15 protein-coding genes are annotated in these 18,093 nt (G+C 73.8%); 10 read left to right on the top strand and 5 right to left on the bottom strand.

Features of this window, described 5'->3' with window-relative positions; translation table 11 throughout:
• Positions 1-2: 2 nt before the first annotated feature.
• Positions 3-2,924: a bifunctional [glutamine synthetase] adenylyltransferase/[glutamine synthetase]-adenylyl-L-tyrosine phosphorylase gene (locus tag ABZ444_RS05245; protein WP_357992949.1), complete on the bottom strand. Its 2,922-nt coding sequence runs from the start codon at positions 2,922-2,924 to the stop codon at positions 3-5.
• 82 nt (positions 2,925-3,006) lie between these two features.
• Here ABZ444_RS05245 and ABZ444_RS05240 point away from each other — a divergent pair, with 82 nt between their 5' ends.
• Positions 3,007-3,570: an HXXEE domain-containing protein gene (locus ABZ444_RS05240; RefSeq protein ID WP_357992946.1), complete on the top strand. Its 564-nt coding sequence runs from the start codon at positions 3,007-3,009 to the stop codon at positions 3,568-3,570.
• 131 nt (positions 3,571-3,701) lie between these two features.
• On the opposite strand, the gene ABZ444_RS05235 is transcribed toward ABZ444_RS05240, so the two are convergent.
• Positions 3,702-4,388 carry a type 1 glutamine amidotransferase gene (locus tag ABZ444_RS05235; protein ID WP_357992943.1) on the bottom strand — a complete coding sequence of 229 codons (687 nt, stop codon included), beginning with the start codon at positions 4,386-4,388 and terminating at the stop codon, positions 3,702-3,704.
• 112 nt (positions 4,389-4,500) lie between these two features.
• Between ABZ444_RS05235 and ABZ444_RS05230 the strand changes: the two genes are divergently transcribed.
• Positions 4,501-5,349 carry an alpha/beta hydrolase gene (locus ABZ444_RS05230; protein WP_357992940.1) on the top strand — a complete coding sequence of 283 codons (849 nt, stop codon included), beginning with the start codon at positions 4,501-4,503 and terminating at the stop codon, positions 5,347-5,349.
• A 66-nt stretch (positions 5,350-5,415) separates the two neighbouring features.
• On the opposite strand, the gene ABZ444_RS05225 is transcribed toward ABZ444_RS05230, so the two are convergent.
• Positions 5,416-6,129 carry a hotdog fold domain-containing protein gene (locus ABZ444_RS05225; RefSeq protein ID WP_357992937.1) on the bottom strand — a complete coding sequence of 238 codons (714 nt, stop codon included), beginning with the start codon at positions 6,127-6,129 and terminating at the stop codon, positions 5,416-5,418.
• A gap of 446 nt (positions 6,130-6,575) precedes the next feature.
• Here ABZ444_RS05225 and ABZ444_RS05220 point away from each other — a divergent pair, with 446 nt between their 5' ends.
• Positions 6,576-7,169 carry an AAA family ATPase gene (locus ABZ444_RS05220; protein ID WP_357967578.1) on the top strand — a complete coding sequence of 198 codons (594 nt, stop codon included), beginning with the start codon at positions 6,576-6,578 and terminating at the stop codon, positions 7,167-7,169.
• Positions 7,170-7,225: 56 nt separating this feature from the next.
• On the top strand, positions 7,226-7,408 hold the full coding sequence (locus tag ABZ444_RS05215; protein ID WP_357992934.1) for a YciI family protein: 183 nt from the start codon (positions 7,226-7,228) through the stop codon (positions 7,406-7,408).
• Between the two features lie 26 nt (positions 7,409-7,434).
• Here ABZ444_RS05215 and glnA read toward each other — a convergent pair whose 3' ends face one another.
• On the bottom strand, positions 7,435-8,796 hold the full coding sequence (glnA, locus tag ABZ444_RS05210; protein WP_357967573.1) for a type I glutamate--ammonia ligase: 1,362 nt from the start codon (positions 8,794-8,796) through the stop codon (positions 7,435-7,437).
• 152 nt (positions 8,797-8,948) lie between these two features.
• Between glnA and ABZ444_RS05205 the strand changes: the two genes are divergently transcribed.
• Positions 8,949-9,494 (top strand): EF-hand domain-containing protein, encoded by a 546-nt coding sequence (locus tag ABZ444_RS05205; RefSeq protein WP_357967570.1) that lies wholly within the window; start codon positions 8,949-8,951, stop codon positions 9,492-9,494.
• 8 nt (positions 9,495-9,502) lie between these two features.
• The gene (locus tag ABZ444_RS05200; RefSeq protein WP_357967567.1) at positions 9,503-10,483 is read left to right on the top strand and encodes a terpene synthase family protein; all 981 of its coding nucleotides are present in this window, start codon (positions 9,503-9,505) and stop codon (positions 10,481-10,483) included.
• 20 nt (positions 10,484-10,503) lie between these two features.
• Here the strand turns inward: ABZ444_RS05200 and ABZ444_RS05195 are convergent, their stop codons facing one another.
• The gene (locus ABZ444_RS05195; protein ID WP_357992931.1) at positions 10,504-11,469 is read right to left on the bottom strand and encodes a DUF5937 family protein; all 966 of its coding nucleotides are present in this window, start codon (positions 11,467-11,469) and stop codon (positions 10,504-10,506) included.
• 58 nt (positions 11,470-11,527) lie between these two features.
• Between ABZ444_RS05195 and ABZ444_RS05190 the strand changes: the two genes are divergently transcribed.
• The 4 genes from ABZ444_RS05190 to ABZ444_RS05175 all read left to right on the top strand — a co-directional run bounded on the left by ABZ444_RS05190 (position 11,528) and on the right by ABZ444_RS05175 (position 18,063).
• The gene (locus ABZ444_RS05190; RefSeq protein ID WP_357992928.1) at positions 11,528-12,721 is read left to right on the top strand and encodes an MFS transporter; all 1,194 of its coding nucleotides are present in this window, start codon (positions 11,528-11,530) and stop codon (positions 12,719-12,721) included.
• A gap of 116 nt (positions 12,722-12,837) precedes the next feature.
• Complete coding sequence (locus ABZ444_RS05185; protein ID WP_357992925.1) at positions 12,838-14,718, top strand: sensor histidine kinase; 1,881 nt, start codon at positions 12,838-12,840, stop codon at positions 14,716-14,718.
• A gap of 49 nt (positions 14,719-14,767) precedes the next feature.
• Positions 14,768-16,258 carry a BTAD domain-containing putative transcriptional regulator gene (locus ABZ444_RS05180; protein ID WP_357992922.1) on the top strand — a complete coding sequence of 497 codons (1,491 nt, stop codon included), beginning with the start codon at positions 14,768-14,770 and terminating at the stop codon, positions 16,256-16,258.
• 32 nt (positions 16,259-16,290) lie between these two features.
• Positions 16,291-18,063 carry an NAD+ synthase gene (locus ABZ444_RS05175; RefSeq protein WP_357992919.1) on the top strand — a complete coding sequence of 591 codons (1,773 nt, stop codon included), beginning with the start codon at positions 16,291-16,293 and terminating at the stop codon, positions 18,061-18,063.
• Positions 18,064-18,093: the final 30 nt, after the last annotated feature.

The raw sequence follows: 18,093 nt of genomic DNA, 5'->3' as shown, positions 1-18,093 counted from the left end.
GATCAACCCCCGTAGAAGACGCGCTCGACGACCTGGCGGGCGCGGCGGGTGACGCGGCGGTAGTCGTCGAGGAAGTCCTCCGAGCCGTCCGGCGGGTAGCCGAGCGTACGGGCGATGAGCCTGCGCTCCCCCGCCTCGGCCGGCACGCTGTCCCCCGGCCTGCCGCGGACCAGCATGATCGCGTCACGGACCCTGGAGGCGAACCGCCACGCCTCGGCCAGCACACGCTCGTCGTCCGGATCGAGCAGCCCCTCGGCCGCCGCCGCGCGCAGCGCCCCGATGGTACGGGTGGTCCGCAGGGCCGGCACTTCGCCCGCGTGGCAGAGCTGGAGCAGCTGGGCCACCCACTCCACGTCCGACAGCCCGCCGGGGCCGAGCTTGGTGTGCAGGGCGGGGTCGGCGCCGCGCGGCAGCCGCTCGGCCTCCATGCGCGCCTTGAGCCGCCTGATCTCCCTGATCGCGTCCTCGCCCAGCCCGCCGGCCGGGTGGCGCAGCTCGTCGATCATCGAGGTGAACGCGGCGCCGAGCGCGGCGTCGCCGGCCGCGAAGCGGGCGCGCAGCAGCGCCTGCGACTCCCACGGCGCCGACCAGCGGGCGTAGTAGGCGCGGTAGGAGGCCAGCGTGCGCACCAGCGGCCCCTGACGGCCCTCGGGGCGCAGGTCGGGGTCGATGAGCAGCGGCGGGTCGGGCGCGGGCAGCGACAGCAGCCGGCGCAGCTCGTTGGCCACGGCGAAGGCGGCGTCGGTGGCCTCCCGCTCCTCGACGCCGGGCAGCGGCGAGTGCACGAACATCACGTCGGCGTCGCTGGCGTACGAGCACTCCATGCCGCCGAGCCGGCCCATGGCGATGACCGCGAACCTGGTCACGTCCGGCGCCTTGGCCAGCGCGGCGTCGAGCGCGGCCTGGAGGGTCACGTCGGTGAGCGACGACAGGGCCGTGCCGACGGTCTCGATGTCGAGGAGCCCCGAGATGTCGGCGACGGCCGTGCGGAACAGCTCCCTGCGGCGCAGCCCCCGCACGGCCGCCACCGCGGTCTCCGGGTCGCCGGCGTGCCGGGACACCGCGGCCGACGCCTCGCCGCGCAGCGACTCGGGCGGGCGCACGGCCAGCTCGGCGTCGGAGCCGAGCATCGCGACCGCGTCGGGGGCGTGCATGAGCAGGCCGGTGGCGTAGCGGCCGGTGCCGAGCACCCGCGCCATCCGGGCGGCCACCGCCGTCTCGTCGCGCAGCAGTCGCAGGTACCAGGGGGTGCTGCCGAGCTTGTCGCTGACCTGGCGGAAGCCGAGCAGGGCCGCGTCGGGGTCGGGCGTGTCGGCGAACCAGCCGAGCATGACGGGCAGCAGCGTGCGCTGGATGGCCGCGCGCCTGGACACGCCCGTGGACAGCGCCGCGATGTGCCGCAGCGCGCCGTTGGGATCGACGTAGCCGAGCGCCTCCAGCCGGGCCGCCGCCGCGGCCGTGGACAGCCGCGCCTCCGACTCCGGCAGCCGGGCCACCGCCTGGAGCAGCGGCCGGTAGAACAGCTTCTCGTGCAGCCGGCGCGCCTCCATGGCGTGCCGCCGCCACCGGGCGGTGAACTCCCCCATCGGGTCGGCCTGCATGCCGAGGGCGCGGCCGAGCCTGCGCAGGTCGGCCTCGTCCGTGGGCAGCAGGTGCGTCCGCCGCAGCCGGTGGAGCTGCAACAGGTGCTCGACCTGGCGCAGGAACGCGTACGCCTCGGCGAGCCCGCGCGAGTCGTCGCGGCCGACGTAGCCGCCGCGCGAGAGGGCGGCCAGGGCCGGCAGGGTGCCCCGGCGGCGCAGCAGCGGGTCGAGCCTGCCGTGCACGAGCTGCAGGAGCTGGACGGCGAACTCGATGTCGCGCAGCCCGCCGGGCCCCAGCTTGAGCTGCCGCTCCCCCTCGGCGCGCACGTGCGACTCGACGCGGCGGCGCATGGCCTGCACGTCCTCCACGAAGTGCTCGCGGGTGGCGGCCGTCCAGACCAGGTCGTTGACCGCCTCGACGTAGGACTCGCCGAGCTCCTGGTCGCCCGCCACCGGCCGGGCCTTGAGCAGCGCCTGGAACTCCCAGGTCTTGGCCCAGCGGCGGTAGTAGGCCAGGTGGCTGGCCAGGGTGCGGACCAGCGGGCCGGACCGTCCCTCGGGGCGCAGGCCGGCGTCGACCTCCCACAGCGAGCCCTCCTGGGTGGCCGCCGTGCAGGCCCGCATCATGGCCTGGGCCAGCCGGGTCGCCGACCGCAGCGCCTTGGTCTCGTCGGCGCCCTCGCGCGGCTCGGCGACGAAGATCACGTCGACGTCGCTGATGTAGTTGAGCTCACGCGCGCCGCACTTGCCCATGCCGATGACCGCCAGGCGCGCCTCGGAGTCGTCGACCTCGGCACGGGCGATGGCGAGGGCGGCCTCCAGCGCCGCGCCGGCCAGGTCGGACAGCTCGGCCATGACCTCCGGGAGCGTGGCCTGCCCGGTGAGGTCGCGGGCGGCCAGGTGCATGAGCCGGCCCCGGTAGGCCACCCGCAGCGCCACCAGCGGGTCGGGGGCGCCGGCGCGCGGCTCGGGCTCGCCGGGCTCGGCGCCGACGGCGCGCAGCAGCGCGGCGCGCGCCTCGCCCAGCTCGGGCTCGGCCAGCAGGGCCGCCTGACCGGGGTGGCGGACCAGGTGCTCGCCGAGCGCGGCGCTGACGCCGAGCACGGCGAACAGGCGCGCTTTGAGCCGCTCGTCCGCGCGCACCGCGGCCAGGACGGCCGGCTCGCGCTCGGCCAGGCGGATCAGCGAGACCAGGGCCAGGTCGGGATCGGCCACGGCGACCAGGAACTCCAGGAGGTCGTCGAGGTCGGCCGGCGTGCGGTCGAGCAGCTGCGCGGCTCTGGCCCCGTCGGCGAAGCCGAGCTTGGCGAGGCGTGCGGCGGTCGATTCGATCCTGGGCACCTGCTCATCTTGACAGGCGACGTCCGGAGAGCCGTAGAGTACAACGCAACGTAGCGTTGCGTTTTGCTGAGGAGGGGACGACATGAGCCGGATGCCCGCGGCGGTGACCTGGGGATTGCTGGCGGCCTGGGCCGTGCACGACGCCGAGGAGCTGGCCACCATGGCGGGATGGGCGCGGCGGGCCCGTCCCCGGCTGGAGCGGATGTACCCGGGGGTGCCGTGGGAGCGGCTGGAGGTGTCGCAGGCGCGGGTGAACGTGGCGATCGGGCTGATGGGCGGCGTGGTGGCGGGGGCCGCGGCGCTGGGGGCGCGCAGCGGCGGGCGCAGCCCGGTGTTCCAGGCGGTGCTGGCCGGGTTCGGGCTGCACGGGGTCGTCCACCTGGCGCAGGCGGTCGCCACGCGGGGGTACACGCCGGGGGTGGCGACGGCGCCGCTGGTGGTGATCCCGTTCTCGGCGTGGGCGTGGCGGCGGTTGCGGCGGGCGGGGGTGGTGGCGGCGCCGGGGCGGTCGACCGCGTTCGGGCTCGCGGCGCTGCCGCTGACGGTGGGGGGCGTGCACGCGGCCGCCCACCTGCTCACCCGCCGCCACGACCGGGCCGCCGAGCCCTCGGCCACGGACGGCCTCGGCCGCGACCGCTGGTTCTGACCCGCACCGGCGTCTCACCCCCGGCCCCCGAGCCGAGCGGTCAGGCCGGGCGGGAGGCGCCGGGGTGAGCGCCAGGCCGGGCGGTGGCTCCGGAGCGGGCGTCAGGCCGGGCGGTGGTTCCGGGGTGGGCGTCAGGCCGGGCGGGAGGCTTCGACCACCTGGGCGAACGCCTCGGCGACCGGGCGCCAGGTCGCGACCAGGGCGGGCTCGGCCGCCTTGACGGCGGCGTTCAGGTCCTCGGCCGACTCCAGGTCCGACTCCGCCGTCCAGGAGGTGAAGATCTCCGGGGTGGCCTCGGGGTGGAACTGCACCGCCCAGGCGCGTTCGCCGACCCGGTAGGCCTGGTTCGGGTACTGGGCGCCGGTCATCAGCGGCACCGCGCCCTGCGGCAGCCGCGTCATGGCGTCCTGGTGGTACTGGATGGCCGTGGCCCTGGCCGGGACGCCGGACAGCAGCCGGTCGGAGGCGGCGGCGGGCAGCGCGACCACCTCGCACGCCCCCACCTCCAGGCCGTTCCCGCCGCGCTCGACCGTGCCGCCGAGTGCCATGGTGAGAAGCTGGGCGCCGAGGCAGATGCCGAGCGTGGGCGTGCCCTCCTCCACGGCGCGGCGCAGCAGGGCGCGGGTGGCGGGCTGCCAGGGGCTGCGCTCGTCCTCCCAGGCGGCCGCGGCGCCGCCGAGCACGATCAGGCCGTCGGCGGCCCGTCCCGGAACCTGCTCGCCCCGGTACGGCCGGACGACGTCGCAGGTCAGGCCCAGCCAGTCCGCCAGATAGCCGAGCCCGGCGCCGGCCTCGTGCTCGATCACGGTGATGCGCATAGCGGGTAATTTATCCGCATTTTTTAGCGAAAGCGCCCTTACGTCCGTCGTGCGAAATGCCCGCGCATGGGCGGTGGCGCCCGGCCCCGGACGGCATCCCTAGGATCCGGCTATGAGATTCGACGAAGTGGGCGGGCTCCGCGTCGCCACGTTCGGCACCGGCCCCCGCAAGGTCATCGCGGTCCACGGCATCAGTGCCTCGCTGATGGCCTGGGGCGCGGTCGGGCGGCGGCTGCCCGAGGAGTGGTCGCTGATCGCGATGGACCTGCGCGGCCGCGGTCACAGCGCCTCCCTGCCCGGCCCGTACGGGCTGCCCCGGCACGCCGAGGACGTCCTGCGCGTCGCCGAGCACGTCGGCGCGGGCCCGGACGCGGTGCTGGCCGGCCATTCGATGGGCGCGTACGTGGCCGTGCTGGCCGGGGCCGAGCGCGCCTTCGAACGGGTCGTCCTGGTGGACGGCGGCCTCCCGCTCCCCCTGCCCGAGGGCGAGGACCCCGACGCCGCGCTGGCGGCCACGCTCGGCCCCGCGCTCGCCCGGTTGCGCCGGACGTTCGCCTCCCCCGCGGAGTACGTGGAGTTCTTCAAGGCCCACCCGGCCTTCGCCGGCCACTGGAGCCCCGACGTGGAGGCGTACGTGCGCTACGACCTGGCCGGCCCCGAGGGCGCGATGCGTTCACGGGCGGTCGGTGAGGCCGTGATGGCGGACGGGCGCTGGATGCGTACCGAGACCGCCGAGATCGGCGCCGCGCTGGCCGGGATCAAGGCGCCGACCCACCTGCTCCGGGCCCCGCGCGGCCTGCTGAACCAGGAGACCGGCATGCTCCCCGACGAGGTCGCCCGGACCTGGACGGCCCGCGTGCCCGGCCTGCGCGACGAGGTCGTGCCCGACTGCAACCACTACACGATCCTGTTCGACGAGCAGCCGGTGACGACGGTCCTGGAACGGATCACCGGGCCCTGACCCCGGAGACCCCGGACATGACGAACGGCCCCCGAGCCGAGCTCGGGGGCCGTTCGTCGACGCAGGTCAGCGTGGAGCGATCCACGTGGCGCGGGCGGCGGCCACCAGGGTTCCGTCGTCCTCGTAGATGCCGCTCTCGCCGTACATCTTGCGGCCGTCGCGGCCGGTCGGACGGGCCACCACGGAGTAGCGGCCACCCGGCAGCACCGGGCCGTTGATCTGCACGACCAGGCGGCCGAGCAGAGCCGACTCACCGGGGCCGAAGTGCGCCCAGCCGGTGATGCAGTCGAGCACCGCGCCCACGATCGAGGCGGGCACGCCGTCCTCGCCGCTCACCGTGAACGGCACCCGCCACCCGGCGGCGACCAGGTCGGAGCCCTCCACCGGGCCGGGGAAGATGCGCAGGCCGTCGCCCGGCTCGCGCAGGCCGCAGGCGAAGCACTCGGCGAACGGGTGGGCCTTCAGGCCGACGAACCCGGCCTCGGCGCGGGCGGCGTCGGTGAACGGCACGAACCCGGGCCCGGACAGGGTCTCGGCGACGGGGATGGCCTCGACCAGGACCTTGTCGCCGTCGGACAGCGAGACGCTGTTGGCGACGTGCTCCAGGCGCAGCTCGGTCTCCAGGGGCGTGGGCGCGTGCAGCGTGACCTCGACCGCTGATCGGCCGCCGTTCAGCGCCTCTGCCATGGTGCCCGCGATCCAGCCGCCGTTGGCGACTCCCACCGGGCCCCGGAAACGCTCGGGAACGGTCAACACGGTCTGCAGGGCAGCCGTCGTCATGCCACACCCTCCAATATCGCCCCACAAGGCGAGAAGTCCGGAAATATCGTAAAGAGTAGGCCGATTTTACTGGACTCCCGGATTACCACGATGCTGGGGGTCCCCTGAGCGACGGCCGACTCATGCCATAACGCCACAGGTGTGGCCGAAACTTCCCCGGCCGCCCCCGGCCGTCCCCTCCCAGGGTCGGCGCCGTCCATGGCACGGATGTGACTCGGGGGTGAGGAACAACGAAAATCGGCCCCAACCCGGAGCCGTATCTGTATCCGGGGTGAGACCGATCAAGGCGTCGGCAGTACCTTATCCCGTGATTTCCCCGCCCCGGGCCCATTCCCGGTGAATCCCGTCGGACCGTTCCGGCGGCCGGGCCCGCCCGCCGCGTGCCCCCGCGCCCTATGCTGGCGCGAACAGGGGTCGAAGCGAATCCGATCGGGCGGGGTGGGTCTGTGCAGCGGGCGACGTTACGCTTTCCGCCCGGGTCGCTGGTCATCCTGACCGGGCTGCCCGGCGCCGGCAAGACCACGCTGCTGCGCCGCCTCTACGGCCTCCACGGCGCCGAGAGCGCGCCCGTCGCCGCCGACGCGGTCGTGGTGATCGACTCGGGGCAGTCCCGCCTGCGCTGGGACGGCCGCATCCCCTGGGCCCCCCGTCCGGTGCGCCGCGCCGTGGTGTTCGCCACCCACCTGAGCCGCATCAGCCGGGCGCTGGCCGGCGGGCGGGCGGTCCTCGCGCACAACCGGGGCTGCGCCACGTACGTGCTGAAGGGGTTCGCCTGGCTGGCCCGCAGGCAGCGCGCGAGCTTCCACCTGCTGCTGCTCGACGCGCCGCCGGAGGCGGCGGTCGCCGGGCAGCACGCCAGGGGCCGGGTGGTCGCGCCCCGCACGTTCGCCCGCCACCGCCGCCGCTGGGAGAGCCTGCTGGCACGGGTGACCGGCGGCGACCCGGCCCCGGCCGTCAGCGCGCACGTGCTCACCCGCGCCGAGGCCGACCTGCTGACGCACATCGTCTTCGACAGCGCCGACCGCGCCCCCGCCGACTGACGGCGTCCGGGGGGACGCGGACGCACGAGGGAGGACCCCCGGCCGAGCAGGCGTCGGTGATCCGGATGCGCGCGGACGAGACGTTCACCACCGACGGCCCCTACACCGAGGGCAAGGAGCACGTCGGCGGGTTCACCGTCATCCGGGCCCCCGACCTGGACGGCCCGCTGGAGTGGGGGCGCCGGCTCGCGCGCGCCGTGGGCGTGCTGCCGGTCGAGGTGCGCGAGTTCAAGGGCTGAACCGGGGCGGGTCTCCCCGCCCGGCCTCACAACACCGGCAGGTAGCGGCCCAGCTCGAACTCGGTGACCGTACGGCGGTACTCGCGCCACTCGGCCCGCTTGTTGCGCAGGAAGAAGTCGAAGACGTGCTCGCCCAGCGTCTCGGCCACCAGCTCGCTGCGCTCCATGACGGCGATGGCCTCGTCGAGCGAGCCGGGCAGCGGCTGGATGCCCAGGGCCCGGCGCTCGGCGCTGGTCAGGGTCCAGACGTTGTCCTCGGCGGCCGGCGGCAGCTCGTAGCCCTCCTCGATGCCCTTGAGCCCGGCGGCCAGCACCAGCGCGAAGGCCAGGTACGGGTTGCACGCCGAGTCGAGTGACCGGAACTCGATGCGGGTCGAGCCGCCCTTGTGCGGCTTGTACATGGGCACCCGGACCAGCGCCGAGCGGTTGTTGTGCCCCCAGCACACGTAGGAGGGCGCCTCGCCGCCCTGCCCCGCGATGGCCTCGGCGCCGCCCCACAGCCGCTTGTAGGAGTTGACCCACTGGTTGGTGATGGCGGTGATCTCGGCGGCGTGCCGCAGCAGGCCCGCGATGAACGAGCGCCCGATCTTCGACAGCCGGTAGTCGGTGCCCGCCTCGTGGAAGGCGTTGCGGTCGCCCTCGAACAGCGACATGTGCGTGTGCATGCCCGAGCCCGGGTGCTCGGTGAACGGCTTGGGCATGAACGAGGCCCAGATGCCCTGCTCCAGGGCGACCTCCTTCATGATCAGCCGGAACGTCATGATGTTGTCGGCCGTGGTGAGCGCGTCGGCGTAGCGCAGGTCGATCTCCTGCTGGCCGGGGGCACCCTCGTGGTGGCTGAACTCGACGGAGATGCCCATCGACTCCAGCATCATGATCGCCTGGCGCCGGAAGTCGTGGCCGGAGCTGTGGGGCGTGTGGTCGAAGTAGCCGCCGGAGTCGATCGGCTCGGGCCGCTGGCCGGCCTCGGGACGGTTCTTCAGCAGGAAGAACTCGATCTCGGGGTGGGTGTAGAAGGTGAAGCCCATGTCGGCGCACTTGGCGAGCGTGCGCTTGAGCACCCAGCGCGGGTCGGCGTGCGACGGCGTGCCGTCGGGCATCAGGATGTCGCAGAAGATGCGCGCCGCGCCCGGCGTCTCGCTGCGCCAGGGCAGGATCTGGAACGTCGAGGGGTCGGGCTTGGCCAGCATGTCGGACTCGTAGACGCGGGCGAAGCCCTCGATCGCCGAGCCGTCGAAGCCGATGCCCTCGGAGAAGGCGCCTTCCAGCTCGGCGGGCGCGATCGCGACGGACTTGAGGAAGCCGAGGACGTCGGTGAACCAGAGCCGGATGAACCGGATGTCGCGTTCCTCTAGCGTGCGGAGCACGAACTCCTGCTGGCGGTCCAAGGCGTCCCCTCGTTGAAGACAGTGCGGGTCTTGTATCAGCATGCCGTGCCCGTGTTTCGCACACGTTACGGGGGGCGCCGGTGCGAGCCTCACTGACAAAGGGGCCGCCCAGATCTACTGTGATCACGCAGTTAGTCTCGGGGGAGGCATTGGTGGCTATCGACCTGCTCAATCACAAGCTCGATCGGGCGTTCGACCACATCGACGCGAACGGCAACGGCGTCGTCGAGCGGGAGGACCTGCTGGGGCTGGGCGCGCGCCTGCTGGTGGGTTTCGGGGAATCCCCCACCTCGGTCACCGGCAACCGGCTCGTCGGCAGCTTCGACGGCATCTGGTCGACGTTGTCGCGGGCGCTCGACCGCGACGGCGAATCCGGCATCGCGCGTACGGACTTCCGCGGCGGGATGACGGCGGCGTTCGTCACCGGCGACCGGTACGGGCCGGTGTTCCGGCCGGCGACGGTGGCGGTGGCCCAGCTCTGCGACGGCGACGGCGACGGCCTGATCCGGCCGGGCGAGTTCCGCACGATGCTGAGCGCGTTCGGCACCGCCTACGACGACGTGGACGAGGCGTTCGACCGGCTCGACCGCGAGGGCAGAGGCGCGCTCACCGTCGAGGAGCTGATCCGCGCGGCCGAGGACTACTACCGCAGCTCAGACCCGAACGCCGCGGGCAACTGGCTTTACGGTCCGCTGTGAACACGGCCGTGAGCACCACCGTGTTCGCCACGGTGCGCACCGCGCTCCGCTCGGTCCTGCACTGGAAGCCGATGTTGCCGCTGCCGCGCAAGGGCGGCTCGCCCGCGCTGGCGCTGCTGCCGCTCGTCGAGCGGGTGCCGGCGATGGGGGCGCCCTGCCGGATGCACCCGGCCGTGTACGCCATCGAGGCCGCGGTCATCGACTGGGCCAGGCGGACGGGCCTGCGCGCCGACGCCGGGGTGGGCTTCCACCGGATGGCCGGGCGCGCGTTCGCCGAGTTCGACGCGGCCGCGGCGGCGCTGTTCGCCCAGTGGCTGACCTGGCTGTTCCACCTCGACGACGAGTTGGACGAGGGGTCGTGCCCGCTGGACATCTTCGGCGGCATGCTCAAGGGCGCGGCCCGCCACCCGCTGGAGGCGGCCTTCGCCGACCTGTGGCGGGTGACCAGCGCGCGGATGAGCGACCAGTGGCGGGCCCGCTTCGCGGTCAACCTGCGCCGCCAGGCCGACGCGTGCCGCACCGAGGCCGACAACCGGGCCGCCGGGCGCATGCCGACGCTGGAGGAGTACCCGGCCCTGCGCAGGGGCACCGTGGGCCCCTACCTGTACGACCTGGTGGAGCCGTGCCTGCGGGTCGAGGTGCCGGCCTGGATGGTCCAGTGCGAGCCCTGGCGGGAGCTGGTGGACGCCTGCAGCGACGTCACGGCCTGGTGCAACGACGTCGCCTCGCGGCCCAAGGAGCGCGGCGACGTGCACAACCTGGTCGTGCTGGCGGTCCGGCAGCTCGGGCTGGGCGAGCGCGAGGCCGTCGCGTGGGTGCTCGACCGGATCGCCGGGCGCTGCCAGGACATGAACCGGGCGGCCAGGCGGCTGCCGCTCGACGACCTGCCGCCCAAGGCGGCCAGGGACGTCAGCAAGGTCGCCTGCGCCTACCTGGCCGCGCCGCGCGCCCACCTGGACTGGCTGCTGGAGTCGTCCCGGTACGCCTGAGGCCGATCAGGGGGAGCCGGTCAGAGGGAGGCGCCGGCGAGCATGTCGCCGGCCGCCGTCCGGCGGTAGACGACCTGCTTGCCGAGGCGCAGGCCCACCGCCAGCCCGCCGTCGCTGAGCACCCCGAGGTGCTGGCTGACCGCGCCCGGGGTGAGCGACATCCGGGCGGCCAGCGCCGAGGTGGTGCTCGGCTCGGCCAGCGCGAGCAGGATCTGCGCCCGGCTGCGGCCGATGAGCGCGGCCAGCGCGCCGGGGGCGGGCGGCGGGCCCTGCTCCCACAGCGTGCCGACGCCGAGCACCGGATAGACGAGCATCGACTGGTACGGAGCCGACATCACGGCCACCGACGGCCAGTAGAACGCGCTCGGCACCAGCAGCAGCCCGTCGCCGTGCAGGCCGCCCGCGTGGCACCAGGGCCGGTCGATGAGCAGCTGCTCCCCCGTCCACTCCACGGCGGAACCGAGCCCGGCGAACAGCTCCCTGGCCCCGCCCTGGGTGAGCTGGCGGGAGCGGCGCAGCACGTCGCGTTCGAGCAGCCCGTAGACGCGCGGCCAGAACTCCTCGAAGCAGGCCCGCCAGTACGTCTCCAGCGCCGCGGCCACCCGGGCCACGCCGGCCGCCGGGTCCGCCATGAACCGGTCGAGCAGCGCCCGGTCGGTGCCCGCGATGGTCGCGGCCTCCGTGCGGGCGCGTTCCGGCGGCGTGCCGCGGACCTGCTCCAGCTCGGCGGCGAAGTCGGGCAGCGGCGTCTGCGGGGGCGGGGTGATGAAGTCGGCCAGGTAGCCGGACGGCGGGACCAGCGCGAACAGCTCGTCGAGGTCGAGCCCGGCCAGCCGGGGGCGTACGGCCTTGATCCAGGGCAGGTGGATCGACTGCCTGGAGGGGTCCTGGAGGGTGCGCAGGCTCGCGACCAGCTCCCACATGGGCGAGAACGCGAACCGGATGCGCGCGACGTCCTCCGGCTTGAGGTCCCAGGTCACGGCCATGGTTTTAGTGTGCACTAAATCGATGGCACCTCGGCCACCCAGACCTGACCCTTTATCCGTGTCTAGCACCGCTGTGGAAAAGCCTTCCTTCCTCCGCTCCCAGATCGGCGGACTGCCGCGGCCCTTCTGGGCCCTGTGGAGTGGCACCCTCGTCAACCGCCTGGGGACCCTGGTCATGCCGTTCACCGGCGTGTACCTGACCCACTCCCGCGGCATGTCGGTGACCGCCGTGGGCCTGGTCATGGGCGTCTACGGCGCGGGCTCGCTGCTGTCGCAGATCCTCGCCGGCGTGCTCACCGACCGGGTCGGGCGCCGGGTCACGTTGTCGGGCGGCATGCTGGCCACCGCCGCCACCATGCTGGCGCTCGGCTACAGCACCTCGCTGCCGGCGATCGTCGCCTCCATGTTCGTGCTCGGGCTGGTGATCGACATCTACCGGCCGGCGTCCAGCGCCCTGGTGGCCGACCTGGTGTCGCCGTCGGAGCGGGCCCGCGCGTACGGGCTGCTGTTCTGGGCGATCAACCTGGGTTACGCGGTCGGCATGACGGCCGGCGGCTGGCTGGCGAGCGTCGGGTTCGCCTGGTTGTTCTGGATCGACGCGGCCTCGTGCCTGCTCTTCGCCGCGCTGGTGTGGCGGGCGGTGCCCGAGACTCGGCCGCCGGCGCGCGAGTCGGGCGGCGGGTTCGGCGTCGTCCTGCGCGACCGGCTGATGGTGGCCTTCACGCTGGTCGTGCTCGGCAACGCGCTGGTCTACCTGCAGACCGTGACCATGCTGCCGGTCGCGATGACGTCGGTGGTGAAGCTGACCACAGGGCAGTTCGGCCTGGCCATGGCGCTGAACGGGGTGCTGATCGTCATCGTGCAGCCGCTCGTCTCCGGCTGGCTCGGGCGCAGGGACCCCTCCCGCACGTTCGCGCTCGGGCTGGCGGTCATGGGGGCCGGGTTCGCGCTGACGGCCTTCGTCACGACGACGTTCTGGCTGGCCGTCACGATCGCGGTGTGGACCGTGGGCGAGATCATCACCGCGGGCATCTCCGGGACGATCGTGGCCGCGCTGGCCCCCGAGCACCTGCGGGGGCGGTACTCGGGGCTGTTCGGCTTCGCCTGGTCGCTGGCCTCGGTGCTGGCGCCGCTGATGGGCGGACCGCTGCTCGCGGCCGGGCCGAAGGCGCTGTGGTTCGCCGTGGGCGGCGTCGCGCTGGTCTCGGCGGCGGGCATGCTGGCCCTCGGCCCGGCGATCCGGCGGCGCTGAACCCGCCCTGAGGCCGCTTGCGGCGCTCCACGGAATCCGCCGCCGTTGAGAGAATTTTGATCGGATGTTGGCTTCTTCCCGATAATTTCCTGCCGATCACGGAAGGAAATGGTGGGATGCGCCACGCACTCTGGGCGCGCCGGGCGGTGACGAGGCTGGCCACTCCCCGCGTCGCGATCGGGATCGCCACGTTCGCCGTCGTGCTGGAGCTGGCCGACATCTGGGTGACCGCCCAGTTGCCGCCGTCGCCGTACACGCCGCTGCCGTTCGCGCCGGAGGACATGGCGGGCACGGCCTTCCCGGTCTTCGGCGCGATCCTCGTGCACAGCAGGCCGCGGCTGGTCATCGGCTGGCTGCTGTGCCTGGGCGGGGCGAGCGCGGCGGCCAACATCCTGTCGGCCAACCTCTACCAGTTGCTCGACGGCCGGCCGGGGCCGCGCTGGCCGGTCGTCAGCCTGACCTGGAACGTCTGCGAGCTGACCCTCGGCGTCCTGCTGCCGCTGCTGTACCCGGTGGGCAGGCTGCTGTCGCGGCGCTGGCGGCCGGTGATCGCGCTGGCCGTGGCCGGGCAGGCGCTGGACTGGGCCGGGCTGCTGACCGGCCGGCCGGAGCTGCGCGAGGCCGGGCACGGCACGCTCTCGGCGAGCATGGTGCTGGCCTTCGCCTCGCTGGTCGTGCGCTTTCGGCGCGGCGACGCGGTCGAGCGGCGGCAGCTGCTGTGGCTGCTGGTGGCCCTGCCCGGCCTGCTGGTGCCCTGGATGCTCGGCGCGGACGTCTGGTGGGTGGCCTCGCTGGCCATCCCGCTGATCCCGGCGGCCATCGCCGTGGCGGTGCTGCGCTACCGGCTGTTCGGCATCGACACGCTGATCAGCAGGGCGCTGGTGGGCACCGGCCTGGCCATCGTGATCACCCTCGTGTACGTGGCGGTCAGCGCGGCGCTCAGCCTGTTCCTGTCGGAGGTGGACCGGATCGCCGGGATCCCGGCGGCCCTGTTCGCCGGGGCCTTCTTCCAGCCGATGCGCCGCGGCCTGCAACGCGGCGTGGACCGCCTGCTGTACGGCAGCACCGGCGTCCCCGGCACGCTGGCCCGGCGGCTGCGGCACCGGCTCCAGCACACCGACCCGGTGCACGGCCTGCTGGCCACGCTGGACGTGCTGCGCGAGGGCCTGTCGGTGACCGGCGTGGCGGTCGAGGCCGACGGCGCGGTGACCACGTCCGGCGTGGTGGGCGCGGCGGCCAGGACGGTCCCGCTGGTGTGGCACGGGGAGCCGGTCGGGCTGCTGCTGATCGGGCCGACGGACCGGCGCAGGTTCCCCGCGGCCCACGACGAGCGGGTGATCGCCACGATCACGCCGTACATCGCCGACGCGGCGCACGCCGTACGGCTGACGGCGGCGTTGCAGCGCTCGCGCGAGCGCATCCTGACCGCGCGGGAGGAGGAACGGCGGCGGCTGCGCCGCGACCTGCACGACGGGCTCGGCCAGTCGCTCACCGGCATGGCCATGTCGATCAACGCCGCCCGGCTGACCATGCACAGCGCCCCCGAGCAGGCCGACCGGCTGCTGGCCGGGCTGCGCGCCGGCATGGACGCCGTGACCGGCGACATCCGGCAGCTCGTCTACGGCCTGCGCCCGCCCGCCCTGGACGAGCTGGGCCTGGCCGGCGCGATCGAGGAGCTGGCCGGGACGCCGATCGAGACGTCGGGCGAGCTGACCGGCCTGCCCGCCGCGGTCGAGGTCGCGGCCTACCGCATCGTGCAGGAGGCGCTCACCAACGCCCGCAAGCACGCCGGCGCCTCGCGGATCACGGTGGCGCTGCGCCGCGACGACCGGCTGCGCGTCACGGTCGGCGACGACGGGATCGGCCTGCCGCCGGACGCGCGGCCCGGCGTCGGGCTGGGCTCGATGCGCGAACGGGCCGCCGAGCTCGGGGGCACCTGCGCCGTACGAGCGGGACCGGGAGGCGGCACGGTTGTCCACGCCGAACTCCCCCTGTGACAATTCGCCATATCCCCGGACGTGTTCTCCCTCTACGCTTACCCCTGACATGCTGACATTCACCGCACTGGGACCGTTCCATGCCTGGAGCGACGGCGTCCCTCTCGACCTCGGCGGCCAGCGGCAGCGGGCGGTGCTCGCCCGTCTGCTCGTGGCGGGCGGCCGGGCCGTGCCCGTGCACACCCTCATCGACGAGTTGTGGCCGGGCGATCCGCCCGCGCAGGCCCTGTCCACCATCCAGGGCTACGTTTCCCGGTTGCGGCGCGCGCTGGAGCCCGGCCGCGCGCCGCGCGAGGAGGCCGAGGTGCTGGTCTCGGCCGCGCCCGGCTACGCGCTGCGCGCCGCGCCCGACCAGGTGGACTCGTGGCGGTTCGAGAGCCTGGTGAAGACCGAGGGGCCGCCGCCGCAGGTGTGGGCGGCCATGGAGAGCGCGCTCGGGTTGTGGCGCGGGCCGGCGCTGGCCGAGTTCGCCGAGCTGACCTGGGCGGCGACCGAGGCGGGCAGGCTGGAGGAGCTGCGGCTGATCGCGGTCGAGCGGCGCGCCGACGCCGGTCTCGCGCTCGGCCGGGCCACCTCCCTGGTGGCGGACCTGGAGGCGCACGCCTCGGCCCATCCATTGCGCGAGGAGGCGTGGCGGCTGCTGGCCCTCGCGCTGTACCGGATGGGCCGCCAGGGCGACGCGCTGGCCGCGCTGCGCCGGGCCCGCGCGGTGTGGCGGGACGAGCTGGGGCTCGACCTGTCGGCCGGGCTGCGCCGGCTGGAGGCCGACATGCTGGCCCAGCGGCTGGAGGAGCCGCCGCCACCGCCGTCCGCCGCGCCGTCCTCCGCGCCGTCCACCGCGCCGGCTCCGGCCGCCGCCGATGAGCGGGTGCTGCGCGTGCTGGTGGCCGACGACCAGGCGCTCGTACGGGCGGGGCTGCGCGCCATGCTCGACAGCGAGGACGGCGTCGCGCTGGCCGGCGAGGCCGCCAACGGCGAGGAGGCCATCGCGGGCGTGCGCGCGCACCGGCCCGACGTCGTGCTGCTCGACATCCAGATGCCGCACCTGGACGGCCTGGCCGCCGCCCGCCGGATCCTGGCCGGGGAACGCCCGCCCAAGGTCGTCATGATGACGACGTTCGGCAGCGACGAGAACCTGTACGCGGCGCTGCGCGCGGGCGTGAGCGGCTTCGTGCTGAAGACCTCGGCCCCCGAGCAGTTCCTGGCCGCCATCAGGGCGGCCGCCGTCGGGGACGCGCTCATCGACCCGGCGGTCACCACCCGGCTGATCTCGGCGTTCGCCGGCCGCACCGACCCGGCCTCGCCGCCGGCGCTGGCCGGGCTCTCCGACGCCCGGCTCGACGTGCTCAAACTCGTCGCGCGCGGGCTGACGAACCGGCAGATCGGCCAGACGCTCGCGCTGCCCGAGGAGGAGGTGTCGGTGCTGGTGAAGTCGCTGCTGGACCACCTGGGGCTGTTCGACCGGGCGCAGCTGGTGATGGCGGCCTACGAGTCCGGATTGGTCACCCCTGGCGACATGGGACACTTTTCGTCGCTTTGACGATAAAAATCGGGTCGTATTAGGCTAATGACGTGGCACAACTGCGCATAGCCCTGGCACAGACGAACCCGACCGTAGGCGACCTGGCCGCCAACGCCGAGCGGCTGGTCGCATGGACCCGTGACGCCGCCGAGCGGGGCGCTCACCTCGTCGTCTTCACCGAGATGTTCCTCACCGGCTATCCCGTCGAGGACCTGGTGCTGCGCACGTCCTTCGTGGACGCCAGCGTCAGGACCCTGGAGGAGGTGGCGCGCAGGCTCGACCGCGAGGGACTGGGCGACCTCCCCGTGGTCGTCGGCTACGTCGACCGCGCCGGCCTGGCGCCCCGCGTGGGGCAGCCCAAGGGCGCGCCGCTGGACGCGGCCGCGCTGCTGCACAAGGGCGAGGTCGTCACCCGCACGGCCAAGCACCACCTGCCCAACTACGGCGTGTTCGACGAGTACCGCTACTTCGTGCGCGGCGACCGGTTGCCGATCTTCCGGCTGCACGGCGTGGACGTGGCGATCGCGGTCTGCGAGGACCTCTGGCAGGAGGGCGGGCCGGTGTCCGTCGTCGGCCAGGCGGGCGCCGGGCTGCTGGTGGTGCCGAACGCCTCGCCGTACGAGAAGGAGAAGGACGACGTACGGCTGGAGCTGTGCGCCCGCAGGGCGCGCGAGGCCGGCTGCGCGCTCGCCTACGTCAACCAGGTCGGCGGGCAGGACGAGCTGGTCTTCGACGGCGACTCGATCGTCGTCGACGGCTCGGGCGAGCTGGTCGCGCGGGCCGGCCAGTTCCGCGAGGAGCTGCTGGTCGTGGACCTCGACCTGCCGGTCGCCGACGCCGAGCCGGGCACGTTCCCCTACGACGCCCTCGACGGCACCACGATCACCGTGGAGCGCCGGGTGCTCTCCCAGGAGCCCGTGACGCCCTACCCGGCGGCGCCCGCCCGCGTCGCCGAACGGCTCGACCTGCACGCGGAGGTGTACGCGGCCCTGGTGCTCGCGGTACGCGACTACGTGGCCAAGAACGGCTTCCAGTCGGTCATCCTGGGCCTGTCGGGCGGCATCGACTCGGCCCTGACGGCGGCCATCGCCTCCGACGCGATCGGCCCGTCCCGGGTGAACGTCGTGCTCATGCCCTCGCGCTACTCCTCCGACCACTCGCTGGCCGACGCCGAGGACCTGGTGGCCAGGCAGGGCATCAACTCCAGGATCGCGCCGATCGCCGAGATCGTCACGGCCTTCGAGAAGGAGGTCGAGCTGTCCGGCCTGGCCGCGGAGAACCTCCAGGCCAGGGTGCGCGGCATGATCCTCATGAGCCTGTCGAACCAGCACGGCCACCTGGTGCTCACCACCGGCAACAAGAGCGAGCTGGCGACCGGCTACTCCACCCTCTACGGCGACTCGGCCGGCGGCTTCGCCCCGATCAAGGACGTGCCGAAGACGATGGTCTGGGAGCTGGCCAAGTGGCGCAACGCGCACACCTGCGAGGGCTTCCTGATGGCCGTCGAGCAGCCGATCCCGGAGAACTCGATCATCAAGGAGCCCAGCGCCGAGCTCCGTCCCGACCAGCGCGACACCGACTCGCTGCCGCCGTACGAGGTGCTGGACCGGCTGCTGGACGACTACGTGGAGAAGGACATGGGCTCGCAGGAGCTCATCGCGGCCGGGCACGACCCGGCGCTGGTCACGCGGGTGATCAGGCTGGTGGACCTGGCGGAGTACAAGCGCCGCCAGTACCCGCCGGGCCCCAAGATCACGCCGAAGAACTTCGGGCGCGACCGCCGTCTGCCCATCACCAACCGGTGGCGCGAGACGACGGGCTGACCGCCCGGCCGCCCTGTCGTGCAGAGGGCG

Source organism: Nonomuraea sp. NPDC005730, assembly GCF_040630865.1.
GTDB lineage: Bacteria > Actinomycetota > Actinomycetes > Streptosporangiales > Streptosporangiaceae > Nonomuraea.
The sequence above is the reverse complement of the archived record's forward strand: the minus strand, read 5'-3'. Positions and strand labels throughout refer to the sequence as shown.